At 56.9% G+C, this 24083-nt stretch carries 19 protein-coding genes and 7 pseudogenes; 17 read left to right on the forward strand and 9 right to left on the reverse strand.

Annotated elements, in window-relative coordinates; translation table 11 throughout:
* Nucleotides 1-11 precede the first annotated feature (11 nt).
* The 3 genes and pseudogenes from OKW35_RS39135 to OKW35_RS39145 all read left to right on the forward strand — a co-directional run bounded on the left by OKW35_RS39135 (nucleotide 12) and on the right by OKW35_RS39145 (nucleotide 2219).
* Nucleotides 12-911 carry a LysR substrate-binding domain-containing protein gene (locus tag OKW35_RS39135; RefSeq protein ID WP_184062899.1) on the forward strand — a complete coding sequence of 300 codons (900 nt, stop codon included), beginning with the start codon at nucleotides 12-14 and terminating at the stop codon, nucleotides 909-911.
* A gap of 140 nt (nucleotides 912-1051) precedes the next feature.
* Nucleotides 1052-1889 (forward strand): annotated as a pseudogene (locus OKW35_RS39140) (transposase); the annotation flags it as partial.
* An 18-nt stretch (nucleotides 1890-1907) separates the two neighbouring features.
* A complete protein-coding gene (locus OKW35_RS39145) occupies nucleotides 1908-2219 on the forward strand; it encodes an IS3 family transposase (protein ID WP_184062901.1) in 312 nt (103 codons plus the stop codon).
* Here the strand turns inward: OKW35_RS39145 and OKW35_RS39150 are convergent.
* Nucleotides 2177-2329 (reverse strand): annotated as a pseudogene (locus tag OKW35_RS39150) (transposase); the annotation flags it as partial. The gene OKW35_RS39145 and the pseudogene OKW35_RS39150 sit on opposite strands and share 43 nt — an antisense overlap.
* Nucleotides 2330-2972: 643 nt before the next feature.
* Between OKW35_RS39150 and OKW35_RS39155 the strand changes: the two are divergent.
* The 3 genes and pseudogenes from OKW35_RS39155 to OKW35_RS39165 all read left to right on the forward strand — a co-directional run.
* The gene (locus OKW35_RS39155) at nucleotides 2973-4070 is read left to right on the forward strand and encodes an NAD/NADP octopine/nopaline dehydrogenase family protein (protein ID WP_429554864.1); all 1098 of its coding nucleotides are present in this window, start codon (nucleotides 2973-2975) and stop codon (nucleotides 4068-4070) included.
* 307 nt (nucleotides 4071-4377) lie between these two features.
* Entirely contained in the window at nucleotides 4378-5766 is a 1389-nt protein-coding gene (locus tag OKW35_RS39160; RefSeq protein WP_429554865.1) for an MATE family efflux transporter, read from the forward strand.
* Between the two features lie 81 nt (nucleotides 5767-5847).
* Nucleotides 5848-6084 (forward strand): annotated as a pseudogene (locus OKW35_RS39165) (IS110 family transposase); the annotation flags it as partial.
* Nucleotides 6085-6409: 325 nt separating this feature from the next.
* Here OKW35_RS39165 and OKW35_RS39170 read toward each other — a convergent pair.
* The 3 genes and pseudogenes from OKW35_RS39170 to OKW35_RS39180 form a co-directional block, all read right to left on the reverse strand.
* Nucleotides 6410-7176: pseudogene (locus OKW35_RS39170) on the reverse strand (SDR family NAD(P)-dependent oxidoreductase); the annotation flags it as partial.
* 152 nt (nucleotides 7177-7328) lie between these two features.
* Nucleotides 7329-8354, reverse strand: coding sequence for a 4-hydroxy-2-oxovalerate aldolase (gene dmpG / locus OKW35_RS39175; protein ID WP_429355358.1), 1026 nt, complete (start codon nucleotides 8352-8354; stop codon nucleotides 7329-7331).
* Nucleotides 8351-9235: an acetaldehyde dehydrogenase (acetylating) gene (locus tag OKW35_RS39180; RefSeq protein WP_429554866.1), complete on the reverse strand. Its 885-nt coding sequence runs from the start codon at nucleotides 9233-9235 to the stop codon at nucleotides 8351-8353. The genes dmpG and OKW35_RS39180 overlap by 4 nt, the downstream gene beginning before the upstream one ends.
* A 576-nt stretch (nucleotides 9236-9811) precedes the next feature.
* Between OKW35_RS39180 and OKW35_RS39185 the strand changes: the two are divergent.
* A pseudogene (locus OKW35_RS39185) lies at nucleotides 9812-10945 on the forward strand (IS3 family transposase).
* Nucleotides 10946-11193: 248 nt separating this feature from the next.
* Here the strand turns inward: OKW35_RS39185 and OKW35_RS39190 are convergent.
* The 4 genes from OKW35_RS39190 to OKW35_RS39205 form a co-directional block, all read right to left on the reverse strand.
* Nucleotides 11194-12111, reverse strand: coding sequence for a LysR family transcriptional regulator (locus tag OKW35_RS39190; RefSeq protein ID WP_429355356.1), 918 nt, complete (start codon nucleotides 12109-12111; stop codon nucleotides 11194-11196).
* A gap of 296 nt (nucleotides 12112-12407) precedes the next feature.
* A complete protein-coding gene (locus tag OKW35_RS39195) occupies nucleotides 12408-12908 on the reverse strand; it encodes a flavin reductase family protein (protein ID WP_184062911.1) in 501 nt (166 codons plus the stop codon).
* 13 nt (nucleotides 12909-12921) lie between these two features.
* Complete coding sequence (locus OKW35_RS39200; RefSeq protein WP_429554867.1) at nucleotides 12922-14262, reverse strand: LLM class flavin-dependent oxidoreductase; 1341 nt, start codon at nucleotides 14260-14262, stop codon at nucleotides 12922-12924.
* Between the two features lie 406 nt (nucleotides 14263-14668).
* Nucleotides 14669-14980, reverse strand: coding sequence for a hypothetical protein (locus OKW35_RS39205; RefSeq protein WP_429554868.1), 312 nt, complete (start codon nucleotides 14978-14980; stop codon nucleotides 14669-14671).
* 445 nt (nucleotides 14981-15425) lie between these two features.
* On the opposite strand from OKW35_RS39205, the gene OKW35_RS39210 reads away from it, so the two are divergent.
* Both OKW35_RS39210 and OKW35_RS39215 read left to right on the forward strand, forming a co-directional pair.
* Entirely contained in the window at nucleotides 15426-16205 is a 780-nt protein-coding gene (locus OKW35_RS39210; RefSeq protein WP_429554869.1) for an ABC transporter substrate-binding protein, read from the forward strand.
* 96 nt (nucleotides 16206-16301) lie between these two features.
* A complete protein-coding gene (locus OKW35_RS39215) occupies nucleotides 16302-16469 on the forward strand; it encodes a porin (protein ID WP_184062919.1) in 168 nt (55 codons plus the stop codon).
* 56 nt (nucleotides 16470-16525) lie between these two features.
* Here OKW35_RS39215 and OKW35_RS39220 read toward each other — a convergent pair whose 3' ends face one another.
* Nucleotides 16526-17008, reverse strand: coding sequence for a transposase (locus OKW35_RS39220; protein WP_429355351.1), 483 nt, complete (start codon nucleotides 17006-17008; stop codon nucleotides 16526-16528).
* Between the two features lie 127 nt (nucleotides 17009-17135).
* On the opposite strand from OKW35_RS39220, the gene OKW35_RS39225 reads away from it, so the two are divergent.
* From OKW35_RS39225 to nodI, 8 genes and pseudogenes are all read left to right on the forward strand, one after another.
* The gene (locus OKW35_RS39225) at nucleotides 17136-18077 is read left to right on the forward strand and encodes an acetaldehyde dehydrogenase (acetylating) (RefSeq protein ID WP_429355350.1); all 942 of its coding nucleotides are present in this window, start codon (nucleotides 17136-17138) and stop codon (nucleotides 18075-18077) included.
* A 13-nt stretch (nucleotides 18078-18090) separates the two neighbouring features.
* Nucleotides 18091-19113, forward strand: coding sequence for a 4-hydroxy-2-oxovalerate aldolase (gene mhpE / locus OKW35_RS39230; protein WP_429355349.1), 1023 nt, complete (start codon nucleotides 18091-18093; stop codon nucleotides 19111-19113).
* A 109-nt stretch (nucleotides 19114-19222) separates the two neighbouring features.
* Nucleotides 19223-19381, forward strand: a pseudogene (locus tag OKW35_RS39235) (3-(3-hydroxy-phenyl)propionate transporter MhpT); the annotation flags it as partial.
* 43 nt (nucleotides 19382-19424) lie between these two features.
* Nucleotides 19425-19667: a GTP cyclohydrolase I gene (locus tag OKW35_RS39240; RefSeq protein ID WP_260321321.1), complete on the forward strand. Its 243-nt coding sequence runs from the start codon at nucleotides 19425-19427 to the stop codon at nucleotides 19665-19667.
* Nucleotides 19668-19770: 103 nt separating this feature from the next.
* Nucleotides 19771-20271, forward strand: a complete 501-nt coding sequence (locus tag OKW35_RS39245) for an IS4 family transposase (RefSeq protein ID WP_429555128.1) — start codon at nucleotides 19771-19773, stop codon at nucleotides 20269-20271.
* A gap of 353 nt (nucleotides 20272-20624) precedes the next feature.
* Nucleotides 20625-21278: pseudogene (locus OKW35_RS39250) on the forward strand (polysaccharide deacetylase family protein).
* A 259-nt stretch (nucleotides 21279-21537) separates the two neighbouring features.
* On the forward strand, nucleotides 21538-22896 hold the full coding sequence (gene nodC, locus OKW35_RS39255) for a chitooligosaccharide synthase NodC (protein ID WP_429554870.1): 1359 nt from the start codon (nucleotides 21538-21540) through the stop codon (nucleotides 22894-22896).
* A 272-nt stretch (nucleotides 22897-23168) separates the two neighbouring features.
* Nucleotides 23169-24083 (forward strand): nodulation factor ABC transporter ATP-binding protein NodI, encoded by a 915-nt coding sequence (gene nodI / locus OKW35_RS39260; protein WP_184053521.1) that lies wholly within the window; start codon nucleotides 23169-23171, stop codon nucleotides 24081-24083.

Here is a 24083-nt window from a genome sequence, read left to right on the forward strand (position 1 = left end):
AGATAGCCAAGATGAAGCTACGTCAAATCGAGGCCTTCCGCGCAGTGATGCAAGCCGGTTCAACCACCGGCGCCGCCGAAGAACTGCATACTTCTCAGTCCAACGTGAGCAGGCTCATTACTCAACTCGAGGCCGATACGCGGCTCGTTCTCTTCGAGCGCTCCGGTGGACGTCTCAGTCCAAAGCCGGAGGCAAAAGCTCTGTTTCGCGAGGTTGAGCGCGTCTTCGTCGGGCTGAAAAGCCTCGCGTACGCGGCCGACAGCATTCGCAATCTCGGCAGCGGCCGCCTGCGCATTGCGTCAATCCCCGGCATCGGGATGAGCTTCCTTCCCAGAGTCGTGCAGCGCTTCAGGCAGTCCCGCCCCGATGTGACCGTATCGATCCATACGAATACGTCTAACACGGTAGAGCAATGGGTCTCGTCACAGTTCTGCGACGTCGGAATCGTCGCGTTCGTATCTGCCGCCGCTACCTGCCAGGCGATTGCGCTGCCTGACGCAGAGGTCGTTTGCCTCTTGCCGAAAAGCCATCGTCTCGCTGGAAAAAGCAGAATAAAGGCTACCGACCTTCGCGGCGAGCAATACATCTCGCTCGTGCATGGAGATGGCTCGAGGGAAGAAACCGACCGTGTCTTCGAGCAGGAGGCGGTCGAACGCGTGCTGTCGCTCGAAGCGCAATACAGTGCCACATGTTGCGAGATGGTAAAGCTCGGGCTCGGCGTTACATTGGCCCATCCCCTGGTGGCTACGGATTATGTAGGCCAGGGAATCAAGGTTCTGCCCTTTTCACCATCCGTCAACTACCCCAACTTCCTTCTCTATCCTCCGCACAGAGCAGTCTCACAATTGGCGGAGGAATTCGCTGCGTTGTTGCGAGACCAGTTCGAACTGGAAATAACAAGCTGGCAGTAAAAATCCCTATGCGTAGAACGCCGGACGGTTTTTCTGCCCGCGCGCGATCGTTTGCACCTGTGAGGGCCAGACACAACCGTGATTGCCGCGCCGGCGCCCCCGACTGGCTGCTCCATCGGCAAAACTGCATCCAATCCGACGCAGGGCTGACGCGCGTTCTGCTCGATCATGAGATTGAAGTTCGGGAAGTGAACCGGCCGGGCCGCGCAGATCGCAGGTTTCGCGGCAAATCCGATACCACCGACGCCGAAAGCGCTGCACGCGCCGTCCTTTCGGGCAAGGCCGCAGCCATCCCAAAAGACAAATCGGGCGCTGCTGAGGCTATGCGCGCTGGGCGAAGTGCTGTTAAGGCGAAAACCCAAGCCATCAATCAGCTGAGAAGCCTGCTCGCCAACGCACCCCAAGACGTTCGCCAACGCCTTTCAAGCACGAAGATGGCCGAGTGCGTTGCGAACTGCGCTCGAGTCAGGTCGCTGGCAACACTCCCATGTTGCAGACTCTGGCCATCACGCTTCGCTTGCTGGCCAAGCGGTGGGTGGCTTTGGAGGAAGAACTGAAGACGCTCGATGCAATGCTGGAGAAGCTTACCAACCAGTACGCTTGTCGGCTTAGGGGGCGCTTCGGTGTCGGACCTCACACCGCCGCGACACTCGTTACTGTTGCCGGCGACAACCCTGAACGCCTCAAAATGAAGCGTCTCTCGCAGCACTTTGCGGAACGAGCCCTCTCCAGGCCTCATCCGGGAAAACAGTACGGCATCGACTGAATCGCGGGGGAAACCGTTCCGCGAACAACGCGCTATGGACAATAGCGATGGTCCGGATGCGTAGTGACCCGAGGACGAAAGCGTACGTGCAACGTCGCAGCCATGAGGATATCTCGAAGAAGGAAATTCACCGCTGCCTGAAGCGGTACATAGTGCGAGAACTTTACCCTCTCATTCTCGCCGATCTAGCTGACTCTACAGCCTTCGCTTGACATAGGAGCGTCAACGCGATGTGCGAGTCGTTCTTCGGCACACTCGAAGCCGAACTGCTCTGTCGCGAACACTTCGCGACCCACGAACAGGCACGGCGGCGTCTGTTCTCGTTTCTGGAGAGCTGGTACAACATACGCCGCCTGCACAGCAGCATCGGTTACTGTTCGCCGCTCGAGTTCGAAAACCTGCATGCGCAAGGTCAAAGCTTATCGACGCGCGGGTTGTCCACCGCCAGGCAGCGTCGTGGTCGTGACAGGCGACCCGCCGCCCGGCCGTGGACAACCCACTCCTGCAGTTGCTTCTTCCAGTCCGTGATCTGGCTCGGATGAACCTCAAACTGCTGGGCCAGCGCTGCCAGCGTCTTGTCGCCCTTGAGCGCCGCTAGGGCCACCTTTGCCTTGAACGCCGGTGAGTGTGTCCGTCGGTTTCGTTTCGTCATCTTCTGGTTCCTTGTCGCCAGCCATTATGGCCGACTCACGCCCCAGCTTTTCCACTCAACGAAATGTCCGAATTCTTGGCGCCATCTCTGTCGCTCGGCCTGTGTAGTTCCCCTCGCGCGCCCTTCCCCGAGGCACGGAGCCGCTAACGTGTCCTTGACCAACGATTGCCGCATCTATCTCCTCGACCGTGGCCCTGCTTCCGCAAACATCCTGCACTATCGGCAATAACACTATCGCCTCTCTTCACCGAGCCATTTGCACGCGTCCAGTTTCTCCCGTCGCCATTCGCGCCCCCGAAATCTTGAGCGACGACCCATCAGACCCGCTTGTCAAAAATGGGGGCTTTCATAGACGGACCAGAGCACCTACCGATATGTCGCGAACTCGACAACCCTGCAGCAGATGTGAGCTTTGTCGAGTCCGCGACACAGTGGTAATCAGCCGGGCGCCCCACGGGGCTCTATTCGACCATTGGCATGGCAAGCGGAAAACTTTTTGACTGCTTTTTGGCAGTTGGCGCGATTGTTGCAAGTCTCTGTTGGCAGCGGTGTCGGATCTGCACATTGACATTAATTTTCATTTTAGGCGAGGGGTTCTACGAGACCTATCATTCGAATTACAATTTGTGAAGAAGGAGAGGCGATGTCTTCAAAGCTGCCTGTTTCAATCATCGGCGCCGGAAATACTGGGTGCACCTTCGCGGCTGATCTTGCCAGCCGAGGAGTTGATGTTCTTCTTTATGGTCATCCCAAACACCGAGGCAATATTGACGCGATCCGGAAAAAAGGTTGCCTTGCCTCTAGTATGGAGATAGAAGGTGAATTTAACCCAATTTTAACCACCGAGATGGCCGATGCGGTACGATTTTCACACTTTCTCGTGGTCACTGTGCCATCGTACGGGCACGCCGACATTATTAATAATTTGAAGGGCTTCGATCTCAGTAATCACATTATCGTAGTCATCAATGGCAACTTCTTCGCTTTGCTCGGTCATAGCGAGTTGAACGCGCAGGCCATCCTAGAAACCAACGCTTCTCCATACGCATCTTGGGTCAAGGACGGCGAAGTGTCTATCGCCGGAGTCAAGAGCAGCCTCCCCATCGCAGCGCTTCCGAACAATATGGGGGAGCAGCAGGGGTCGCAAATCTCCGAGATATTTCCTAAGACGCTCCTGTGGTGCAACAACATTTTTGAAATCGGAATGCAGTCCAATAATGGTGTTATTCATCCGGCGGCAGGAATCCTGAACACAGGTTGGATAGAAAGTAGAAAAGGAGACTTCCTGTTCTATCGTGATGGGATTTCGCCCTCAGTCGGGAACGTTATAGAGGCGGTAGACGCCGAGCGCCTGAAGATCGCGGAAGCCTTCGGGTTTCGACTGCAGACGGTTTTGCAGGAAATGGTCGGTTTCTACGGTGGGGCTTGTGAGAAATTTTCGGATTTCGCGTCGCAAACTAAGGTTCACAACGCGAAGAAGATAGCGCCCACTCACATGCAAGACAGATACGTGTCAGAGGATGTACCCTATATTTTGGTCCCTTGGTACGAGCTTGGCTCGAGAGTAGAAGTCCAGGCTCCGACCATCAAGGCTGTGGTGGACATCGCGTCGGTCATCAACGGCGTTGACTACTTTAAAAGTGGCCGCAATTTGAAGCGCCTTGGCATGGATCACATGTCGAAAATAGAACTGTTGCGGTTTATTGATAGCGCGACTTGGCACCTCCCATGGGCGAGGTGACATCAGAGAAAACAGTGCGATTTCGGCAGGGGCAAGCAGTCGCTAAGAAAGCAGTCGGGCTACCGGAAACCGATCGCCTTGGACAAGCGATTCGTTCGTCGTCCTCTGGACATCCTATTCGACACGTTTGCCAACTAGACTGCGCCTGTGGGACATCTTGTCGACCAGCTTTCTGTTAAACCGCCGTCGGAGACGGAACACTTGCGTCACTCCGCTTAATGATCGCGAAGCGCTAGAAGGCGACGACGTAGAGCAGCGCCTTGCATACACGTCTAGGGTACTGGTTTCCTGACACCGGAGATTTCAAGTGTCCGAACATGAACCATCTTTAGTCAATTTAAGTCGCGATCTTTCTTTCTTCTTTTCGATTTGGGTCGGGCAACTGTTCGTAGTTGCCTATGCCGTAGCAGACGTTCTTATCGTCGGCAACAGAAGGCCAGATCTCCTCGGTGCGCTGGCATTGGGGAACGCGATTTACGGTCCACTTGGTGTAATCATGACCGCGTTTTTTTCGTCGATCACCATAAATGCATCGAGAATTATAGCAGAGAAATCCGTAGCAACACTTAAATACATCGCTTACTACGGATTTGCGTCTGGAATCTTTGCTGCTTCATTCTTTTTCTGTGTTATGAAGTATTTTTCGACAGTCCATCATTGGTCGAACCAGTCACCCTATTTAGTGGTCGCGACTCAAGATTATCTTGATGCTCTCACGTTTAGCGCTTTGCCGTTCATCCTCTTTCGAATTATAGCCTGCATCGCAAACTCGATTCGGGCCACAGCCTATATTACAGCACTGCAAGGCATTGGTTTAATAGCAAAAATTACCCTATCCCTAGCGCTGGTCGACAGCCCACACTTCCAGCTTGGCCTGATTGGTTGTGGTCTGTCAACTACCATTGCCTTCTATATCATGGGTATAGGCGCCACGCTTCTATTTTTATTCGATAGGCGATTTTCCGTATTCCGATTTGATTTTTTTCTGTCTCGAGAGCCATCTCAGTTGGTGGTTCTCTTGAGAACTGGCCTCCCCGTCGCATTTTCGACGCTTTCCGAAGTTGCAGCATTCGGATACATGACTATATTGATAAGCAAGTTCGACGCTGACCAGCTGAGCGCCCATCAAATCGTCTCTAACGTCTATAACGTCGGGTACACATTGGTCGTTTCCCTTGCAGTTTTATTTTCTGTCAAGATAAGTCAAGCATTCGGGATTGAGGGACAAATTGCAGCGGGCTGCAAAGCAAGAACGGCGATCTTCGTCACGATGGCAGTCGGCTTCTTACTTGCCAGCTTACATATGTTTTTTGGAGCCGCTGTCTTCCGACTTCATACGGCGGACGAGAGAGTTTTGTCGATCTCGAACAGAATTCTTATCTTCCTGTCATTAGTGATTTTCGTTGACTGCCTTCAAACTAGTGCCGCAGCGGCTCTGCGTGCACTTGGCATTAATGCGTTTCCCGCATTTGTGCAGATAATTAGCCTGTGGATAGGTGTTGCGGTTCTGGGAGACGGGTTCGCAACGCAGCGGCTTTGGCTCGGCAGCGTGAATCTCGTGTCAGCAACCGGGGTCTGGTGCGGCGTTTTTTTTGGTTTGCTGCCGAGCGCACTGATCATGTCACTGGTTGCCAGCGGTGGCAGTAAAGCAATTTGCAAGCACCTCCGGCGAATCATTTCTCAATGTACTCGATGACGTCTCGTATGCCCGGTGTCATCGAAATGCCGGCCGCCCAGTGGGCCCCGCACCGCGACCTATGTTCACGGTAGTAGGAACACAGCGAAATCGAATCAGATCTGGAGTATGTTTGCTGAAGAGGGTGTGATCTTCCCGGTCGGGCTTCCGCAATTGAGAAAAGGAGTGGTTGAGCTCGTCAACAATCCCGATTCCCCCATCACCACGTTGCTCAGACGGCTTGGCTCGATGTACCTCGAGCAACTGAAGGCACTGCAGCAATGGCTCGACGAACTTGCTGCCGAGATAGATGAAATCTTCAAGAGCAGTGAAGCTTGCCCGTCAAACGGTGTTGCAGCGTGTAAAGCGCGGCGGGCTCGACGCCGTGCTGGTTCGTCGCGGACGATGCAAAGGCTTGCGCATCAAGGTCTCCAACGATCAGCCGGACTTCTTCGAACACACTTCATGAACTAGAGGGCATTGCTATGAGAGATCCAAGAAGCCTTTATCAGTATCAGTAGTGTCCGGTTAAGGAACTGGCGGCGGTACGCGGCTAACCCGGCCCGTTTACAGCCCCTCCCCTTAAGGTAGGGTCGAGAACTGGCGCGCACCCCGGTAGGCGCCGGTGGTGATTCCACCGCTTTCGCGATGGCCCGCAATCCGGTAAGCCACCACCAACGAGCAGGTTGTCGCCCGTAATCCACCGCGCGTCATCCGACGCGAGAAACACCGCCACAGCAGCAATATCATCGGGCTGCCCAAGACGACCCAGAGGCGTCTGTCTGAGCACCAGAGCGTCAAAATCGGACCCGACGATGCCCGCACTGTGCGTACCTTCTGTCAGGACTATGCTAGGGTTGGATCGAATTAACGCGAATGTGGCGTGGTCCGAGTTCGCGCGAAAGCACCCCCGTAACGGCATCGATGGCCCCTTTCGTACCCGCATAAACTGCCGTTCTCGGAACTGCCGCGTGACTTGCGACGGAACTAAGGGTGATGATACTGCCGCCTCCGAGCAGATGCTTGATCGCAGCTTGTGTGACGAGCAGCGTGCCAAGCACATTGATATTGAACTGCTCATGAAAATGCTCTTCCGTCACGTCCTCTATGGAAGCTAGTTCGTAGATCCCTGCGTTGTTGACAACGATGTCAAGGCGACCGAAATGCTCGATCGCGCCGTCGACGATACCTTGTGCGTCCGCCAGTTTCGAGACATCGCCGCCGATTTTGACGGCTTTGCCTCCGGCATCTGTAATCGGCTTTGCCTCCGGCATCTGTAATTGCATCGACAACCGCATGCGCTCCCTTCTTACTGTTTGAATAGTTGACGACGACGGCCGCGCCTTCGGCCGCCAGCGCCTTTGCAACGGCAGCACCGATACCCTTCGATGCGCCCGTTACGACTGCTGCTTTATGTGCAAGCTTGCTCATTGCTCTCTGTCCTGTAAGAAATCATGACGCGATAAGATCTGTCAGATGCTGCACCGGCGCTGCACATGCAACGCAACCAGATACATGTTGTTCAAATCGCCACTCTCGGCAAGGACGGCAAACGTCGGCGTGTGCCATCTTCGCGGACGGAACTACCTCACCGCGACGCTCTGTGCGCTCATGGCCGCGAGGCGGTGCGCTTCTTCTACGATCACGTCCTCTTGCCCCGCTACCAGCTTTCGCTGGGCAAGGGCCTGACACAGCTCGAAAGGATCGATCTTAAGCTCGGACGCTAGGCGCTCGATGTGCGGAACGAAACCCGAGAAGAGGCCAAAAACGCCCGTGATGATGTTAGCGATGGGGATGTGAGGGGTCCGGATCGGCAGCACCTCGTCTGCGCACTTCGCTAGTCTGGCTACGCGCGCGAAGTCTGTACCTAACTGGTACCCATGGCGCTCAAGAACTGGAACCAACGTTTCGAGCTGCGTGTTGCCGGCGCCGGCGCCGAAACCGCACACGCAGGCGTCGAGGAGCGTAGCACCGCTCTCCGCCGCGGCAATCGAGTTCGCTACTGCGAGCCCCAAGTTGTTGTGAGCGTGATACCCGATTGGTATTGACAGACCATCGATCAGGGCCTCGACCTTTTCCTTGACGAGATCCGGGGTCGAAAAGCCCGCGCTGTCCATCAGGACGATCGCCTCCGCGCCGTACGATTGCATCAGGCGGGACTGATCCACGATCTCTCTGGCATCGGCCATATGCGACATCATCAGCACGCCATAGGCGGTTTTCCCGACGTGCCTCACGTACTCGATGAAACGCCGGGTGATGTTGGCCTCGGTGCAATGGGATGCCAGCCGAAACACGTCGACGCCGGCTTCTAGCGCCACCTCAATGTCGGATATCTTGCCGAGCCCGGGAATCAAATGAACTCCGAGCTTCGTATGCCTGAGCTTTTCACGCACGGACGCCAGCATCTCCGCATCGGTGCTCGCCGCTTTACCCAGCAGAGCCGATGAGGCACCCAGTCCGTTACCGTGGCCCACCTCCACGATATTGATCCCAGCCACGTCGGCGGCCTGCGCGTAGCGGACGATCTGCCCAATTGTCAACTGGTGCCGCACTGCGTGATTTCCGTCGCGCAGGGATGCGTCGGTCAGAGTGATGTAGCTTTTCACGATTGCTTGCTCCTCGTCACACGGCCCTTGTGCGCCGCTACCGCGACAGCCGCGCAATTGATGATGTCGAGATTGCCCGCATAGCTCGGTAGATGATGTCCGCTGCCTTGCACCTTCACGCTGACAGTGATTCGTCCTTCATCCAGAATCGGCGCGAGCACGATCTGAAAGCCGGGGACGTATTCCTGTACGGAAGCGACGGCGCTACTGATTGCGCCCTCGATTTCGTAAAAGTCACCACATTTCGCGTAAGCGTAGATCGTCGTTTGCATCATTACGCCCGGTTCCGCAGGATTGATATTTAGGATCGCCTTCACCTTGTCCGCCCCCGAAAAGAGAGACAGGGCCCGCTCGGTAGTAGTAAGGTAATTGTTGATATTTTCCCGCGTCGCCATGCCCGCGCTCGCGGCCGCTATTGTTGAAACGACCTCGAGGTAGTCAATCTGCTGCGTCGCCTGCCTGAGCGCATGCGCGAGCGGCAAGCTCGCCTGTCCGCCGCAGGTAACCAGACTGACGTTTTGCTGCCCGGCGACGTCGGTGAGATTGACCGATGGCACACACACCATACCAATGGCAGCCGGCGTCAGATCGACGGCAAATTTCCCGCAAGCAGAAAAAACGGCATTGTGGTCGACGTGCGCATAGGCGGAGGTCGCATCGAACACGATGTCATATGCATTGCGGTGCGCTTTCAGGAAATTGATTCCATCCGCCGACGTCTCGACGCCACGCTCTTTCGCAACGGCGAGCCCGCGGCTCTTCGGATCGCGTCCGGCCAAAAACGCAAGGCTCAAGCTTTCCGACGCGAGGACCTTGCACATCAGATCGGTACCAAGCGTTCCTGATCCAATGATGGCTACGTTCGTGCGTGAATCACTCATTTCGCGCTCTCTTTGCGCTCCAAATCATCAACATTGGCACCTTCCAGTTGAGAAAAAGTTAGAAACGTGGTTGCGAATCGGGGGCTGCATAGCGTGACCATGTCTCCGTGTGCTGAGGGCATATGGTCTTTCTCCGCGGTTGCGGCAGCGACCGGACTGTATCCGCGCAGTCTCTGAGCAGCTTCCGGGCCATGTGGGCCGCAAACCCTCGGAATCCCGGGACGACAGGACCTCTGACCCACTTGCGAAGAATTGTGCCGCTCATTAACGTCGGTCTTCAGACAATGAGGTCGACTTCCCGACAAACCGCACGCGTTTAGACTCAGAGCTAAGCGGCGAGCGTATTTGGTCGAGCAGTTTGAAAGGTGAAGTGCAACCGGTTTAGTGAAATGCAGAGGGACGTGTTGAAGCGACTTCGCGCATGCCTGCGAAGACCTCCAAAGGCGAGTGAAACGCATGTGTAGCGCGTGGCTTGCGGCCCACGCGCTGAGAGATGGCCGCGCAAATTCGGACAGTCGGATAAGTGGAATGCTCGGGACCTGAGCCGGCGATAATGCCGACAAAGGAACCAGGAAGATGACGAAGAGAACCCGACGGACGCACTCAGCCGGGTTCAAAGCGAAAGTGGCGATGGCGGCGGTCAAGGGGCGAGCGGACGCTAGCCGAACTGGCGCAGCAGTTCGATGTGCACCCGAACCAGATCACCGAATGGAAGCGGCAGTTGCAGGAACGTGCCGCCGACGTGTTTGGCGCAGGCGGCACGGCGTCGAGCGAGCCGCAAGTCGATTTGAAGGAGCTACATGCGAAGATCGGCCAGCTCACGCTGGAGAACGATTTTTTAAGCGGCGCGCTCAACAAGGCGGGATTGCTGAGCGCAAAGCGATGATCGATCGTACACACGCATTGCCGGTCTCGCAGCAGGCGCGACTCGTTGGTATCGCAAGATCGAGCGTGTATTACCGGGCGCAACCGGTGAGCGAGGCAGACCAGTTGCTGATGCGCCGGATCGATGAACTGCACATGGAGTTTCCGTTTTCCGGCGGGCGGATGCTGGCGCGACTGCTGCGTCGCGAGGCACACGAGATTGGCCGCAGGCGCGTGCGCACGCTGATGAAGCGCATGGGTATCGAGGCGCTGTACTGCAAGCCGAACACGAGCCGACGCAATGCGCGGCACAAGATCTGGCCGTATCTGCTGGGCATGACGATCAATCGGGCAAACCGGGTCTGGGCACTGGATACGAGCGATATCCCGATGGCGCGCGGCTTCGTGTATCTGACCGCCGTGGTGGACTGGGTCAGCCGGAAGGTACTGGCCCACCGCGTAGAGATCACGATCTAGGCGATGCACGTTGTCGAGGCGTTGGAAGAAGCGTTCGCGAAGTACGGGCAACCTGAGATCGTCAATACCGACCAGGGCAGCCAGTTCACCGCGACAGCGTTCACCGAGGCCGTGCTCAGCCGGGGCATCCGCTTGTCGATGGACGGCAAAGGTGCCTGGCGAGACAACGTGTTCGTCGAGCGCGTGTGGCGAAGCGTGAAATATGAAGAGGTGTATCTGAAAGCCTATGAATCGGTCGGCCACGCCCGGCGCTCAATCGGCGATTACATCAATCTGTACAACCAGCGACGGCCTCATTCGAGTCTGGAAGACCGCACGCCGGATGAGGCATACTTCGCAACACTGCCTGCGATCAAATTGGCAGCATGACTGCCCTGGACGTTCCACTTAAAAATATCGAGAACCTGTCCGAACAAGCGAAACCACCTCTCTCGACGAACTGCGCATCAATCGGATAACCAGGTCTGCGAATTATTTGGATAGCCATAGTCGGAATTTGATAACAGGGTGAGACGGACTTTTCTAGAGTTACTCCATTTGCGCCTAGGTCTGAACATATTCAGGCGATCAATCTAGGCCGCCTACGCGACTGCCAGGTTAAAAGCGTCTGGGCAGAGTCATTCATGGAGTTTGCAAGCTGCTGCGACTTCAGCGAACCATCGATCACGATGCTGCTTCATAAACGAAACAAATGCTCGCCCCACTTTCGACAACGGGCGACACTTCGGGTATAGCAGCCCAACCCGGAAGGTGATACACGGGTCCACGAGTCGAACGTCGACCCGGTCAAGGTATCCGTGAACACTGAAAGGATCGATAAAACCGACACCCATTCCCAGTGCGGCCAACTCGCATGTCGAGTGGGAGAATGACGTATCGATACGCATAACACGGCTTACGTCTCGCGATTCAAATAGACGATCAACATGCGGCCGGTCTTGATAGTGCGCCGTGGTTGAGATAAATGTGCAACCTTCGAAATCCTCAGGTGAAAGCGTCGACTTTTTACCGAGATTGTGCCCCTTCTTCATAACCGCGTAGTAGGGAACGTTGCAGAATTCGTCTACCGAAAGATCTTCGCGGTCGTAAGGTACTTCTGCAAGACCAAGATCGATTCTTTCCGTCGCAATCCAGTCTTCCACCTTCGTGGAGGTTTGAACATCCAGTGAGATATCAACGTCTGGGTGAGCTTCGCAAAACAGGGCTATGACTGCCGGCAAAAAAGTTATTCCGAGGGCAGGCATGCATGCGATCGAAATGCCGCCTACGCGAAGTTTCCTCACATCAGCGGCAAGTTCTCCGATCTTTTGGTACGCACGGAATGTGTTCTCCACTTGCTCGTGGATCATCCTGCCCTCAGGCGTCGGCACGAGCCTGCCAGCAGCGCGGTTAAACAATGTCACGCCGAGCTCCTTTTCGAGCTCGGTGATCAAGCGACTCACCGATGGCTGAGACAGCCCCAGTAGATCCGCCGCACCATTTACAGTGCCGACCATCATGGTCGTGCGGAACGCTTCAAGTTGCCGGATGTTCATGATTTCCCAAGTGACTTTCCCCTTTCAGCAACCATCATCTATGGTTCGGACCGACATCGCAAGGGCGTGTCGGCCACGGTATTCATATGATCGAGCATTGCTGGTCCTTCTAAGTCGACACCGCCCAATCAAGTGCGCATAAGACGAACGATCACACCGGCCAGCCAAGTTGAACGGGCAATCAAGACGCCTCGCATCAAGAAATTGATATCAATCCGTTAGACCAAAATCTGCAGTTTTATCTGCGATCATGCCAGACGCGTACTCAGTGACATGACCGCACCAGCGTCTGCCAGTCAAATTCTTAGAGGCGCGCTTCGTGCAAAACCACGTTCGTGCCACAGAAGGCATCCCGCATCGACAGTCTCATTGAACGCAATCTCTCTGATTACGCCAACGATGATGGAGTGAGTGAATCCGTCATGCCGATCGCTGATTTCGCAGTCCAATGCAACGGTAGCATCAGGCAGGATCGGCGCACCGGTCTCGAGAGATGACCATTTGTTGGCGGCGAAACGGTCTTGCCCTTTGCGCTTGCGAAACGTATCAACGAGCCCGCAGTGCGCTGTCGAAAGAAGATTCACGGCAAAGCTACCTGCGCCCAGGATTGCATCGTGGGACGAAGCGCACTTGTTCACGCAGACGATGACCGACGGTGGGTCGTCGGAGAGACTGCACACCGATGTCGCGATGAGGCCGACCGGCTTTGCGTGGTGCATTGCGGTAATAACTGTAACACCGGCAGCGAACAACGACATCGCCTGCTGGAAGTTAGCTTTGGAATCGATGGTTTGCATTTCTGTCACCTGACTAGACTATGACGGCTCGCCCACGCTTGTAGACACTGGGTTTGAGGCCAAGGTTCTCGCGCAGAGTTCGTCCTTCATATCGGTCCCTGAACAACTCACGGCGGCGCAGTTCCGGGATGATGAAATCGCTAATGTCGTCCATACCGCCCGGAAGAATGGCCGGGCAAAAATTGAAGCCGTCTGCGCCATCATTCTTGAACCACTCATCCATTTCATCAACGATGTCACTGGCGGTTCCGATCACCAGGCGTACCGAGAAAGTCGATGCGACGCGCTGATAGAGTTGTCTAATTGAGAGGTTCTCGGCACGAGCCATCTCCAACAGGTTTGATGCAAGGCTCCTGAGTTTCTGCCCACCGATGTCTGGCACCGGCCCGTCGAGCGGATAGCCGGATAGGTCGCCGAGCGCGTTATAGAGCTCGGCCAGGCCGCTCAGCGGGTGGATAAGCTCCTGAAGCTGGTCGAACTTGTCTTGTGCCTCCTGCCTGGTCCTACCGACGAACGGTGTAATGCCCGGCATGATCAACAACTCGCCTGGCTCGCGACCATACTTCGCGAGCCGCCCCTTCAGATCGCCATAGTAATCTTGCGCATGTTTCAGATAATGCGAATTGCTATAAACCACATCCGCGCATCTGGCGGCAAGCTCACGTCCGGCCTCGGAAGCTCCGGCCTGCACGATGATCGGCTCTCCTTGCGGAGTACGCGCGGAATTCAACGGGCCGCGTACCTGGAAATGCTTGCCCTTGTGGTTCGGCACGTGCAACTTGTCTTCGTGATAGAAAAGTCCGCTTTCCTTGTCTCGAACGAACGCGTCCTCCTCCCAACTCCGCCAAAGGGATCTGACAACGTCGACGAATTCGTCGGCTCGTTCGTACCGCTCTTCATAGGCAAGGTTCTCGTTCCTGTTGAAGTTTTGAGCTTCCTCATCTGACCACGAAGTGACGACATTCCATCCGGCGCGGCCGCCGCTGATGTGGTCGATCGAAGCGTATTTCCGTGCGACGTGAAACGGTTCGTTGTAGGTGGTTGAGGCAGTTGCCACTAACCCGATGTTTGACGTGGTTGCACCCAGTGCGGCGAGAAGGGTGATCGGTTCCAACTCTGCATTCCGCATGTCACGCGCAAGTGATCCTTTCGGATTGTCATTGGCGCGGATCCCAAGACCGTCAGCAAAGAAAACCATGTCGAGATGCGCCGCTTCCGCCTTGCGGGCCGTGTTTAGGAAATGTGCAAAGCTCAGCGCTCCGTCCGCCGGCACATCCGGATGCCTCCAGGCGGCAACGTGATAGCCGAGATATCTCATCGAGAGGCCGAGCCTCATTTTTCCGTCTTTAGTCATTGCATGCGCTCCCATTCTTGGCCTGGTCCGCCCGGAACATGGCGGCATGGGTGAATGTTCGCGCTTCACCGTCCGATAAACAATGTCGCCAAAGGCGGCCGTCTATTTGAAAAGCGGATAAGGGTATTCCCTGACTTCGTTGAGGCGAGGCTGAAACTGGCCCGATGTGCTGCCCATGCGAAAAACCCTGCATCGTTATCGGTGTGCGCGGTGCCTGTCTCATTGCTGCGCTTCGCGCCCTTGGGGCGACATCGTTGCCAGCCTTCGGCAGGTGCAGCGCGACGGTGGTGCCGGCCCTATCGACGGCCGTGGGCCTGCTCCGTGCGCCGTACCGCACCGGCATCCGACGCGTGTTCGCCGAGTCAAGGCCTGCTCGGTCCATAGTCGCGGCTGGCATTAAGTTCGTTCAGCGAGGCCACTGAATTGCAGAGCCGAGCCATATGGGGGGGAAACCCCCTATACGCATTTCGAATACCGGACCTATTTTGACGGCATTGTGTCGTTCACGTCGGCAGCACACCATCCTGCTCATGCCACTCATGCCACTCATGCCGCTCATGCCGCTCATGCCGCTCATGCCGCTCATGCCGCTCATGCCGCTCATGCCGCTCATGCCGCTCATGCATTGTCGGGTGGCGTAATCCGCAATTGAGGTGTCGAAATGATGAAAGACGGAAAAATGAGGCTCGGCCTCTCGAAGAGATATCTCGGCGATCATGTGGCCGCGTGGCGGCACTCGTCGGTCCGCGCCGATCCAGGTGCGCGGCCCGCTGAATTGCGCACACATCGTTCAGGCGGCCGCGTCCTGGGCCGGGCGGCAGCTTGCGGCGCACTGTGCCGACGTCCCCGTGTACTAAAAAACCGGGCCGCTCGCCCTGCTGCGCGCAACGATTCGATCCTCCATATCGCTTGTCCTGCATAAGCTTGTTGTTTTAACTTGTCACGGTCGGGACTTTGTGGCGGACAACGACATTCTTTCCGAAATTGGATCGCTTCAAATCGACACCCTCAAAAGGCTTGTAGTCGACGGCTATGCCGTTCCAACCTAGATGCCATTACATCCGGCGATGCGCTCGAGGGGCGTCCGAGTCCGAGGCCACCGACGCAATAAAAGCAGAAGTACTATGCCGCAAATCCGGACTTGGAATTTATGAGAAACCAAAATGAAGATTAAAACGCTGCTGGTCGCCCTGTGCGCAACGTCCATTCCATTTGCGGCATTCGCGTACGATGGAAAGGAACTTAAGTTCGGAGTCGACAGCGCTTACCCGCCATTTGAGTCGAAAACCCCGAGTGGCGATCTCGTTGGATTTGACATCGATCTGGGTAATGCAATTTGCGCGAAGCTCAAGGTGAAGTGCGTCTGGGTTGAAAACTCGTTCGACGGCATGATTCCCGCGTTGCAGGCGCGCAAGTTCGACGCGATCAATTCGTCAATGTCGCAGACCGAGAAGCGCGCGAAGGCAATCGATTTCAGCCACAAGATATACGCCAACTTCGAAGCGCTGGTTGTAAGGCGCGGCTCGGCTCTGGTGGCAATGCCCGAATCGCTCAACGGAAAGCATATCGGAGTCTTGCAGGGAAGCACACAGGAAGCCTATGCACGGAAGCATTGGACGAATGGAGTTGACATTGTGCCCTACCCTTCGCAAGACCAGGTATGGAATGACCTCGCGGATGGGCGGCTCGATGCGGCACTGGTTTCGGGGCCAACGGCTGAGTCGGGATTCCTGAATACTGCGCAGGGTCGTGATTTCGGTTTCGCGCGAGGTCCGGCCATCAAGGACGAAAGCATCTTCGGCCCGGGCGTCAGCATCGGTGTGAGAAAGGGTGACAGAGCCCTGCTCGAAGCAATCAACGGTGCGATCGACAGTCTCCGCAAGGATGGGACGTATGACCGAATTGCGAAGAAGTACTTCACGTTCGATATTTACGGCGGTTAATTGACGTCAACTGCCCAGCAAAACAGACCGCATGCCCGACCCAGGGTTGCGCACAAAGAAGCATCGTAACCCACAATATAACCTTTGGAGACCTTAATGAAAATGAAACTTCTTGCAGCTTTCGTGATGTCAGCCGCCGCGGCTCCCACAATGGCCCAAAGTACCGTGACGCTTTACGGTCTGATCGATGAAGGAGTCAACTATACGAACAACGTCGGTGGCAACAAGCTGTTCGAGCTCCAGAGCGGTACGGTCCAAGGGTAAGCGGTGAATTAGGCGCACATGGTTTCCTGGGGCGGGACGGCGCAGTATGTGTCCACCTAACTGACAGGTGGACACATGACGCAGAATCCCTCAGATCCCTTGAAGCTTGAACCCGTCGGCGTGAGCAGTGATGGCCGGCGACGCCACTGATACCGAGATTGTCGCCGCCTTTCTTTGCCGCAGTCGTTGTGCCGTCGCCGTGAATGATCGACAGATCGAGCAACTGGGTCCTGCTGGAGTCGGCGTACTGAGGCCAGAAATATCGCGTCGAAACATCCGCTCGCCTGCCAGCGACGAAAGATCCGGTAAATGCTCGTCGGATGGATTTCGCGTCGACCCTGCTGATTCCTGTCGATCGGCAGCGTGTGCCACTGGCAGCCAAGGTAAAGCGCCTTCAGGATGTAGTTGAAGATCCTGTACAACGGCAGTCGCGGCAGCGGGCCTCGACGACCCCGTGGCAAATGAGGTAAGACAAATTCGTTGAATTGCGCTTCGCTCAATTCCACCGGAATCCGTTGTCGAGCTTGGCGTTGTGCCATTTTCCATCAGCAAAGCGATGGATGCTAGCCGCTTCGACGACAACCGCTCCAATCCCTTACCCAGCCGGCCTTTCCGCCCATTTTAACCCCTGCGAAAAACCTGCAACCAGTAGCATTGAGGACTGACATGGCTTCCGAAAAACTCAAATCCGCGATCATCGGCTCCGGCAACATCGGCACGGACCTGATGATCAAGATCATGCGTCGCAGCTTGCACCTGGAAGTGGCGGCGATGGTCGGCATCGACGCCGCTTCCGACGGTCTCGCGCGCGCCGCGCAGCTCGGCGTCGCGACAACCCACGAGGGCGTTCAGGGATTGGCGCGTTTGCCGGTCTTCGAGGACATCGAGTTTGTGTTCGATGCAACCTCCGCCGGCGCGCATGTGAAGAACGACGCTTTCCTGCGCGCGCTCAAGCCCGGCATCCGGATGATCGACCTGACGCCTGCCGCGATCGGCCCGTACTGCGTGCCGGTCGTCAATCTCGATGCGCGTCTCGATGCGCCGAACGTGAACATGGTCACGTGCGGCGGGCAGGCGACCATTCCGATGGTGGCGGCGGTGTCGCGCGTGGCGAAGGTCCACTATGCGGAAATCGTCGCATCGATCAGCAGCAAGTCGGCTGGCCCCGGCACGCGCGCGAACATCGACGAGTTCACCGAGACCACGTCGAAGGCGATTGAAGCGGTCGGCGGCGCGGCGAAGGGCAAGGCGATCATCGTGCTGAATCCGGCCGAGCCGCCGCTGATGATGCGCGACACGGTCTATGTGCTGTCCGAACTCGCGGAGCGCGCGCAGGTCGAGGCGTCGATCGAGGAGATGGCGCGCGCGGTGAACGCGTATGTGCCTGGCTACCGTCTCAAGCAGAAGGTGCAGTTCGACGAGATTCCTGCCGACTCGCCGCTCAACATCCCCGGACTTGGCCGCTTCGGCGGACTCAAGACCTCGGTGTTCATCGAGGTCGAAGGCGCAGCACATTATCTGCCGGCGTATGCGGGCAATCTGGACATCATGACCTCCGCCGCGCTCGCGACCGCCGAGCGCATGGCCCAATCGCTCGCGAACGCGTAGGGAGCACACCGACATGGGCAAGAAGCTTTATATCTCCGATGTGACATTGCGCGACGGCATGCACGCCATCCGCCATCAGTACTCAATCAAGAACGTGCAGGACATCGCACGCGCGCTCGACAAGGCGAAAGTGGACAGTATCGAAGTCGCGCACGGCGATGGTCTGCAAGGCTCCAGCTTCAATTACGGATTTGGTGCACACAGCGATCTCGAATGGATTGCGGCGGCGGCCGACGTCGTGAGCTACGCGACCATCGCGACACTGCTGTTGCCCGGCATCGGCACGATTCACGATTTGAAGGCCGCGTATGAGGCGGGCGCGCGCGTGGTGCGCGTCGCGACGCATTGCACCGAAGCGGACATTTCGATGCAGCACATCGAATATGCGCGTGAACTTGGCATGGACACGGTCGGCTTCCTGATGATGAGCCACATGACGACCCCCGAAAACCTCGCCGTTCAAGCGCAGAAGATGGAGAGCTACGGCGCTACCTGCATCTATGTCGTGGACTCGGGTGGCGCGATGAACATGAGCGACATTCGTGCGCGCTTCAGGGCGCTTAAGGGCGTGCTCAAGCCCGAAACGCAGACCGGCATGCATGCCCACCACAACCTGTCGCTCGGCGTCGCCAATTCGATCGTCGCGATGGAAGAAGGGTGTGACCGCGTCGACGCGAGTCTCGCCGGCATGGGAGCGGGCGCGGGCAATGCGCCGCTCGAGGTGTTCATCGCCGCGGCGCAGCGTCTGGGCTGGAACCACGGCACTGACCTGTACACGCTGATGGACGCAGCCGATGACATTGTGCGTCCGCTGCAGGACCGTCCGGTGCGCGTCGACCGCGAGACGCTCGCGCTCGGTTACGCAGGCGTTTATTCGAGCTTCCTGCGTCACTCGGAGGTGGCCGCGAAGAAGTACGGCCTGAAGACCGTCGACATTCTCGTCGAACTCGGCAAGCGCCGCATGGTGGGCGGCCAGGAAGACATGATCGTCGACGTCGCGCTGGATTTGACGCGGGCACTCGAAAGCCAAAGCTGAAGCAGCACTCGCGGCGCCTGCGCTTGAACGCAGCCGCCGCGTGTTCGCAGATCTTGCCAACAGCGTATCGCCGCCAAGAGCGACGCTGATTTCACATTGGAGACATCGCATGAAAACGTCAACATCGGCCCGTGCAAGCGGTGCTATCACCATTGGATTGTGTCTTGGCGTCGCGTTGCTCGAAGGTCTCGACCTGCAATCGACCGGGGTCGCCGCGCCGCGCATGGCGCGCGAATTTCACCTGTCCGTTGCGCAAATGGGCGCGGCGGCTCGATGAGTTCCATACGGTCGGCTCTCTCCCGATTCGCCCGATGCGCTCGCATCACTTGGCCTCGGTCACGGGCCGCGCATGGATTGGCGTGATACCCGGTGACCGTCTGATCGGCGTGTCGCAGTTCAACCGGCTCGCCGACTGGGTGATGTCGTGTTCCCAGATTCAGAAGGAAGCCGTGATGCAACTGGCCGACGAAAATCGAGGAACGGGCCACGCCGCAGGGCTTGGGCGTGCTCACCCGTGCAACGCAATCGCGCATGACGACGCGCGGCGTGTGTGACCACGAAGTCACCATGATGACAAGTGTGATGCGCGGCTTCCTGCGCGATCGCAAAGGCGCACGCGACGAGTTCCTGAACATCGCACGACAAAGAGTTCTGACCATGCTACAGGCCGAGCATTATCACGACATCTCATGCGGGCACCGCGTCTACGGGAATGAAGGCAAGTGCCAGAACCTGCATGGGCACAACTACCGCATCCACTTCGCTTGCGAAGCCGCCTCGCTTGACGATCTCGGGCGCATCATCGACTTCGGTTCGATCAAGACGCTGCTGTGCGACTGGGTCGAAAACCACTGGGATCACCGCATGTTGCTGTGGCGCATTGCCCGACTGATGCGTTTAGGCCGGACCCGCCCCGAACTGGATGCGTCACTGTTCTTCCATGCCGACGAGATACGCGGTGAGTTTCTGCTGGCGAAGAAGCCTCGACCGAAGACGCCCATCACGCTCAATCAAATCATTCGCCTGATTTCTTCACTGGGTGGACTTCTACGCCGTAAGAGTGATGGCGAACCGGGTGCGAAAACCCTCTGGATCGGCATGCAGCGAACTATGGATGCAGTCTCGACCATTCAGGCCCTTCGCGAAGACGACTCGTGACTCCTGTATAGGGACATGCCTCTATCCACTCACTGTAAAACGCATTTCTCAACGTATCCACGTTATAGATGCAAGGCATCAACACAATCAATTTTACAAATCAATTTTTGTATTGCACAGTGAAACCCGTCGTTGCGGAAATGGAAATCGAAGTTGATTGATCGAATACTTCAATTTTATAAACCTAAGTAGTACGGCAGATTTAGACATGTCTCCATGATGCCCACACTTTTGGATGTATCTCTCGACACGCCACCTAAGCTTACCGAAACCGTGCCCGTGGCCTTCCGGATGGGACGATCGACTATGGAGCAGCTTACTGGCTCGATAATTGAACGAAACGGGCCAGAGCTGTGAAGGTACTCGATTGCGCATCCGAGGCGCGCGACGAATGCCACGATCGCGCCGGACGTCGCGACGTCTATTTGACGTTTGACGACGGTCCTAATCCACTTTGCACACCGGACGTCCTCGATGTGCTGGCAGAACACCGGATGCCAGCAACGTTCTGCGTCATCGGCGCGTACCTAGAGGACCAGCCGAAGCTGATCTAACGAATGATCGCCGAGGGACAAGAGATTGCCACTCACACGATGACTCATCCGGATTTGTCCAGATGCGAACCTGATGAAGTACGACACGAAATATTGGACGCGAACAGGATCATCCGGATGGTGTGTGCCCAAGCCACAGTTCGGCATATACGTGCCCCTTACGGAACATGGACGGACGAAGTGGTCGCTGAAGCGGAAAAGGCGGGCCTGGCGGCTCTTGACTGGTCGGTAGACCCTTGGCGTCAGACTAGTCTCGCCCCGGCGTCGATGTGTATTAGCCGGTACTTGACCGGCCAGACAATGTCAGCGGAGCTATCGTCCGCCCCCGACCAGGGAATGATTCTTCGGGGCGAGTCGAACCTCAAGCCTGCGCCTGCGGCGCACCGCTTCGCGGCTTCGGGCTTGACCTTTTCCTCACCCCGAAAAAAGCAGCTTTCAAGTCGGGAACGATGAAATGAACTGTCACTGTCTGTCGAATCAAGTGCTGCTGTCTACACGTCGATGCGATTGTCAGCGCGGTGCTGGCCTCTGTCCGGCCTGGCGCAATTGTGCTCTTGCACAACGGACGTCCTCCCGGCGAGTCAGGACGGTGCTGTCATGCTGGGCTGCGCGACCAGACCCTCATGGCGCTTTCCCGCCTGATTCCAGAACTGCGTGACCGCGGATTTGTAATCAGCTCGCTACCCCAACCACACTGAACAAACCGACATCTATGAATGCCATTGCCACAATCAGCACTGCCCCGGTTTTGTTGTATGCACTACTCTCGACTGTTTACAAAAGCGTACAGGCCCTCCATGGCCTACCGACGAGTGGTCCGCCGAATTCGCCCAATGCCGCCGACCCCAACTTTCTGCCGGACGTGGACGTCATCGTGCCGTGCTTTAACGAGCAACCGCGCACGCTCTCGGCGTGCCTGGAGTCCATTGCAAACCAGGACTACGCCGGAAAACTGCGGGTCTATGTGGTCGATGATGGTTCTGCGAATCTCGACGCCGTGAGGCCGGTATACGATGCCCACGCGCGCGACCCGAGATTCAACTTCATTACGCTTCCCCAAAATATGGGAAAGCGCAAGGCACAGATCGCCGCGATACGCTGTTCATCCGGGGAACTGGTACTCAACGTCGACTCGGACACGACGCTGGCGCCCGATGTCGTCAAGAAGCTCGGATTGAGAATGCGAGACACGACGATAGGCGCCGCCATGGGTCAGTTGACCGCCAGCAACCGCAACGATACCTGGTTGACCCGTCTGATCGATATGGAGTACTGGTTGGCTTGCAACGAAGAGCGCGCCGCACAGGCTCGCTTCGGCGCTGTTATGTGTTGCTGTGGTCCGTGTGCCATGTACCGCCGGTCCGCGCTCCTGTTGCTGCTCGATCAGTACGAGACGCAGCTTTTTCGCGGGAAACCGAGCGACTTCGGCGAGGACCGCCATCTCACGATTCTCATGCTGACGGCAGGTTATCGGACCGAGTACGTTCCGGATGCCATTGCGGCGACAGTCGTTCCAGACAGACTGGGGGCGTATCTGCGCCAACAACTGCGCTGGGCGCGCAGTACTTATCGGGACACGTTGCTTTCGCTACGCCTGCTGCCCTGTCTCGATCGCTACCTTACGCTGGACGTGATCGGACTGAATCTGGGCTCGCTATTTCTCGCCTTATCGCTTCTAGCGGGGCTCGCGCAGTTCGCATTAACAGCGACAGTGCCGTGGTGGACTGCCCTGATAATCGCATCATGGACCATGATCCGCTGTAGCGTGGCATCGGTTCGCGCTCGCCAGATTCGATTTCTTGGCTTTTCTCTTCACACACCCATCAACCTCTTTCTCTTGCTCCCCCTGAAAGCCTATGCGCTGTGTACATTGAGCAATAGCGATTGGCTGTCCCGTGGCTCTGCAGGCAACGTATCGATCGTTCGTGAAAAACAGGTCGATACTTCGAATCCGGTTACAAAGCCGAACGCGACTTCAGCGTCAAGATCTGCGACTCCGCACCGTCGGCAGGATCACGCGTGTGAGTCTTCAACATTAGCGACGTCTGACGAAGCATTCGATGGCGATTAGTTAATCGTACATATAGATCTCGAGTATTGCGCCAACCCAGAACCGCCCACCATCGGCACTGGTCCGCTTGAGTGCGATCGTCTCACGCAAAGGCTCGATTGTCGTCTTCCCAACGCCAGTGCATTCACCGAAATCCTGGTACTCCATTGTCAGTAACTCTCCCGCGTGGCAGGCAAGGATCGTCTATCGACCAGGGCGTTTTCAATCGCGCCGCAGCAGCAGAACGGCTTCTTTTTCTCTAAGACGAGTGCGTAATTTTCCTTCTTATCTCCATGTCCAAAGCAGCAATCAGCTTCACCGGCGTAAGGAAGTCATATGGCGACAAGATCGTAGTCGATGGATTGTCGTTTAGCGTCGCGCCTGGAGAGTGCTTCGGTCTGCTAGGGCCAAATGGCGCGGGCAAGAGCACGACGGTGCGTATGGTTCTCGGCATGGCGCCGCCCGACGCAGGCAAGATCATCGTGCTCGGGGAGCCAGTGCCGGCGCGCGCTCGCTCGGCACGTATGAGCATTGGCGTGGTGCCGCAATTCGACAACCTCGAGCCCGGGTTCACCGTGCGCGAGAACCTTCTGGTGTTTGGGCGCTACTTCGGCATGAGCACACGTGAAATCGAAGCGGTCGTGCCGTCGCTGCTCGAATTCGCTTGCCTCGAAAGCAAGGTCGATGCGCGCGTCACCGAACTATCCGGCGGCATGAAGCGGCGGCTGATGCTGGCACGCGCGCTGATCAACGATCCACAGTTGTTGGTCATGGACGAGCCTACAACGGGTCTCGACCCGCATGCGCGCCATCTGATCTGGGAAAGCCTGCGTTCCCTGTTGGCGCGCGGCAAGACGATCCTCTTGACCACCCATTTCATGGAAGAGGCCGAGCGGTTGTGCGACCGACTGTGTGTGCTGGAGGAGGGGCGAAAGATCGCCGAAGGCGGGCCTCGCGTGCTGATCGAAGAACAGATCGGGAGCCACGTGGTCGAGATCCACGGCGGCAATCCGCATGAGCTGCGCACGTTGATCGCGCCGCACGCGCAGCGTATCGAGGTCAGTGGTGGGACCCTCTTCTGCTATGTGTCCGATCCGGAACGGGTGTGTGTACAGTTGCGCGGGCGCGCGGCGCTGCGCCTTTTACAGCGTCCAGCAAATCTCGAGGATGTCTTTTTGCAGTTAACCGGGCGCGGGATGAAGGAGTGA

Source organism: Paraburkholderia sp. MM5477-R1 (assembly GCF_050436385.1).
Taxonomy (GTDB): domain Bacteria; phylum Pseudomonadota; class Gammaproteobacteria; order Burkholderiales; family Burkholderiaceae; genus Paraburkholderia; species Paraburkholderia tuberum.

What these genes read in the sequence shown, in the direction of transcription:
- OKW35_RS39145 (WP_184062901.1), top strand. Translation starts at nt 1,908, where the DNA reads ATGTGCGAGTCGTTCTTCGGCACACTCGAAGCCGAACTGCTCTGTCGC.
- mhpE (WP_429355349.1), top strand. Translation starts at nt 18,091, where the DNA reads ATGGGCAAGAAGCTTTATATCTCCGATGTGACATTGCGCGACGGCATG.
- OKW35_RS39220 (WP_429355351.1), bottom strand. Translation starts at nt 17,008, where the DNA reads ATGGCACAACGCCAAGCTCGACAACGGATTCCGGTGGAATTGAGCGAA.
- OKW35_RS39180 (WP_429554866.1), bottom strand. Translation starts at nt 9,235, where the DNA reads ATGAGTGATTCACGCACGAACGTAGCCATCATTGGATCAGGAACGCTT.
- OKW35_RS39205 (WP_429554868.1), bottom strand. Translation starts at nt 14,980, where the DNA reads ATGATCGCCGAGATATCTCTTCGAGAGGCCGAGCCTCATTTTTCCGTC.
- OKW35_RS39190 (WP_429355356.1), bottom strand. Translation starts at nt 12,111, where the DNA reads ATGAACATCCGGCAACTTGAAGCGTTCCGCACGACCATGATGGTCGGC.
- OKW35_RS39225 (WP_429355350.1), top strand. Translation starts at nt 17,136, where the DNA reads ATGGCTTCCGAAAAACTCAAATCCGCGATCATCGGCTCCGGCAACATC.
- OKW35_RS39245 (WP_429555128.1), top strand. Translation starts at nt 19,771, where the DNA reads ATGCTACAGGCCGAGCATTATCACGACATCTCATGCGGGCACCGCGTC.
- OKW35_RS39135 (WP_184062899.1), top strand. Translation starts at nt 12, where the DNA reads ATGAAGCTACGTCAAATCGAGGCCTTCCGCGCAGTGATGCAAGCCGGT.
- OKW35_RS39215 (WP_184062919.1), top strand. Translation starts at nt 16,302, where the DNA reads ATGAAAATGAAACTTCTTGCAGCTTTCGTGATGTCAGCCGCCGCGGCT.
- OKW35_RS39240 (WP_260321321.1), top strand. Translation starts at nt 19,425, where the DNA reads ATGCGCTCGCATCACTTGGCCTCGGTCACGGGCCGCGCATGGATTGGC.
- OKW35_RS39155 (WP_429554864.1), top strand. Translation starts at nt 2,973, where the DNA reads ATGTCTTCAAAGCTGCCTGTTTCAATCATCGGCGCCGGAAATACTGGG.
- OKW35_RS39200 (WP_429554867.1), bottom strand. Translation starts at nt 14,262, where the DNA reads ATGACTAAAGACGGAAAAATGAGGCTCGGCCTCTCGATGAGATATCTC.
- nodC (WP_429554870.1), top strand. Translation starts at nt 21,538, where the DNA reads ATGAATGCCATTGCCACAATCAGCACTGCCCCGGTTTTGTTGTATGCA.
- nodI (WP_184053521.1), top strand. Translation starts at nt 23,169, where the DNA reads ATGTCCAAAGCAGCAATCAGCTTCACCGGCGTAAGGAAGTCATATGGC.
- OKW35_RS39210 (WP_429554869.1), top strand. Translation starts at nt 15,426, where the DNA reads ATGAAGATTAAAACGCTGCTGGTCGCCCTGTGCGCAACGTCCATTCCA.
- OKW35_RS39195 (WP_184062911.1), bottom strand. Translation starts at nt 12,908, where the DNA reads ATGCAAACCATCGATTCCAAAGCTAACTTCCAGCAGGCGATGTCGTTG.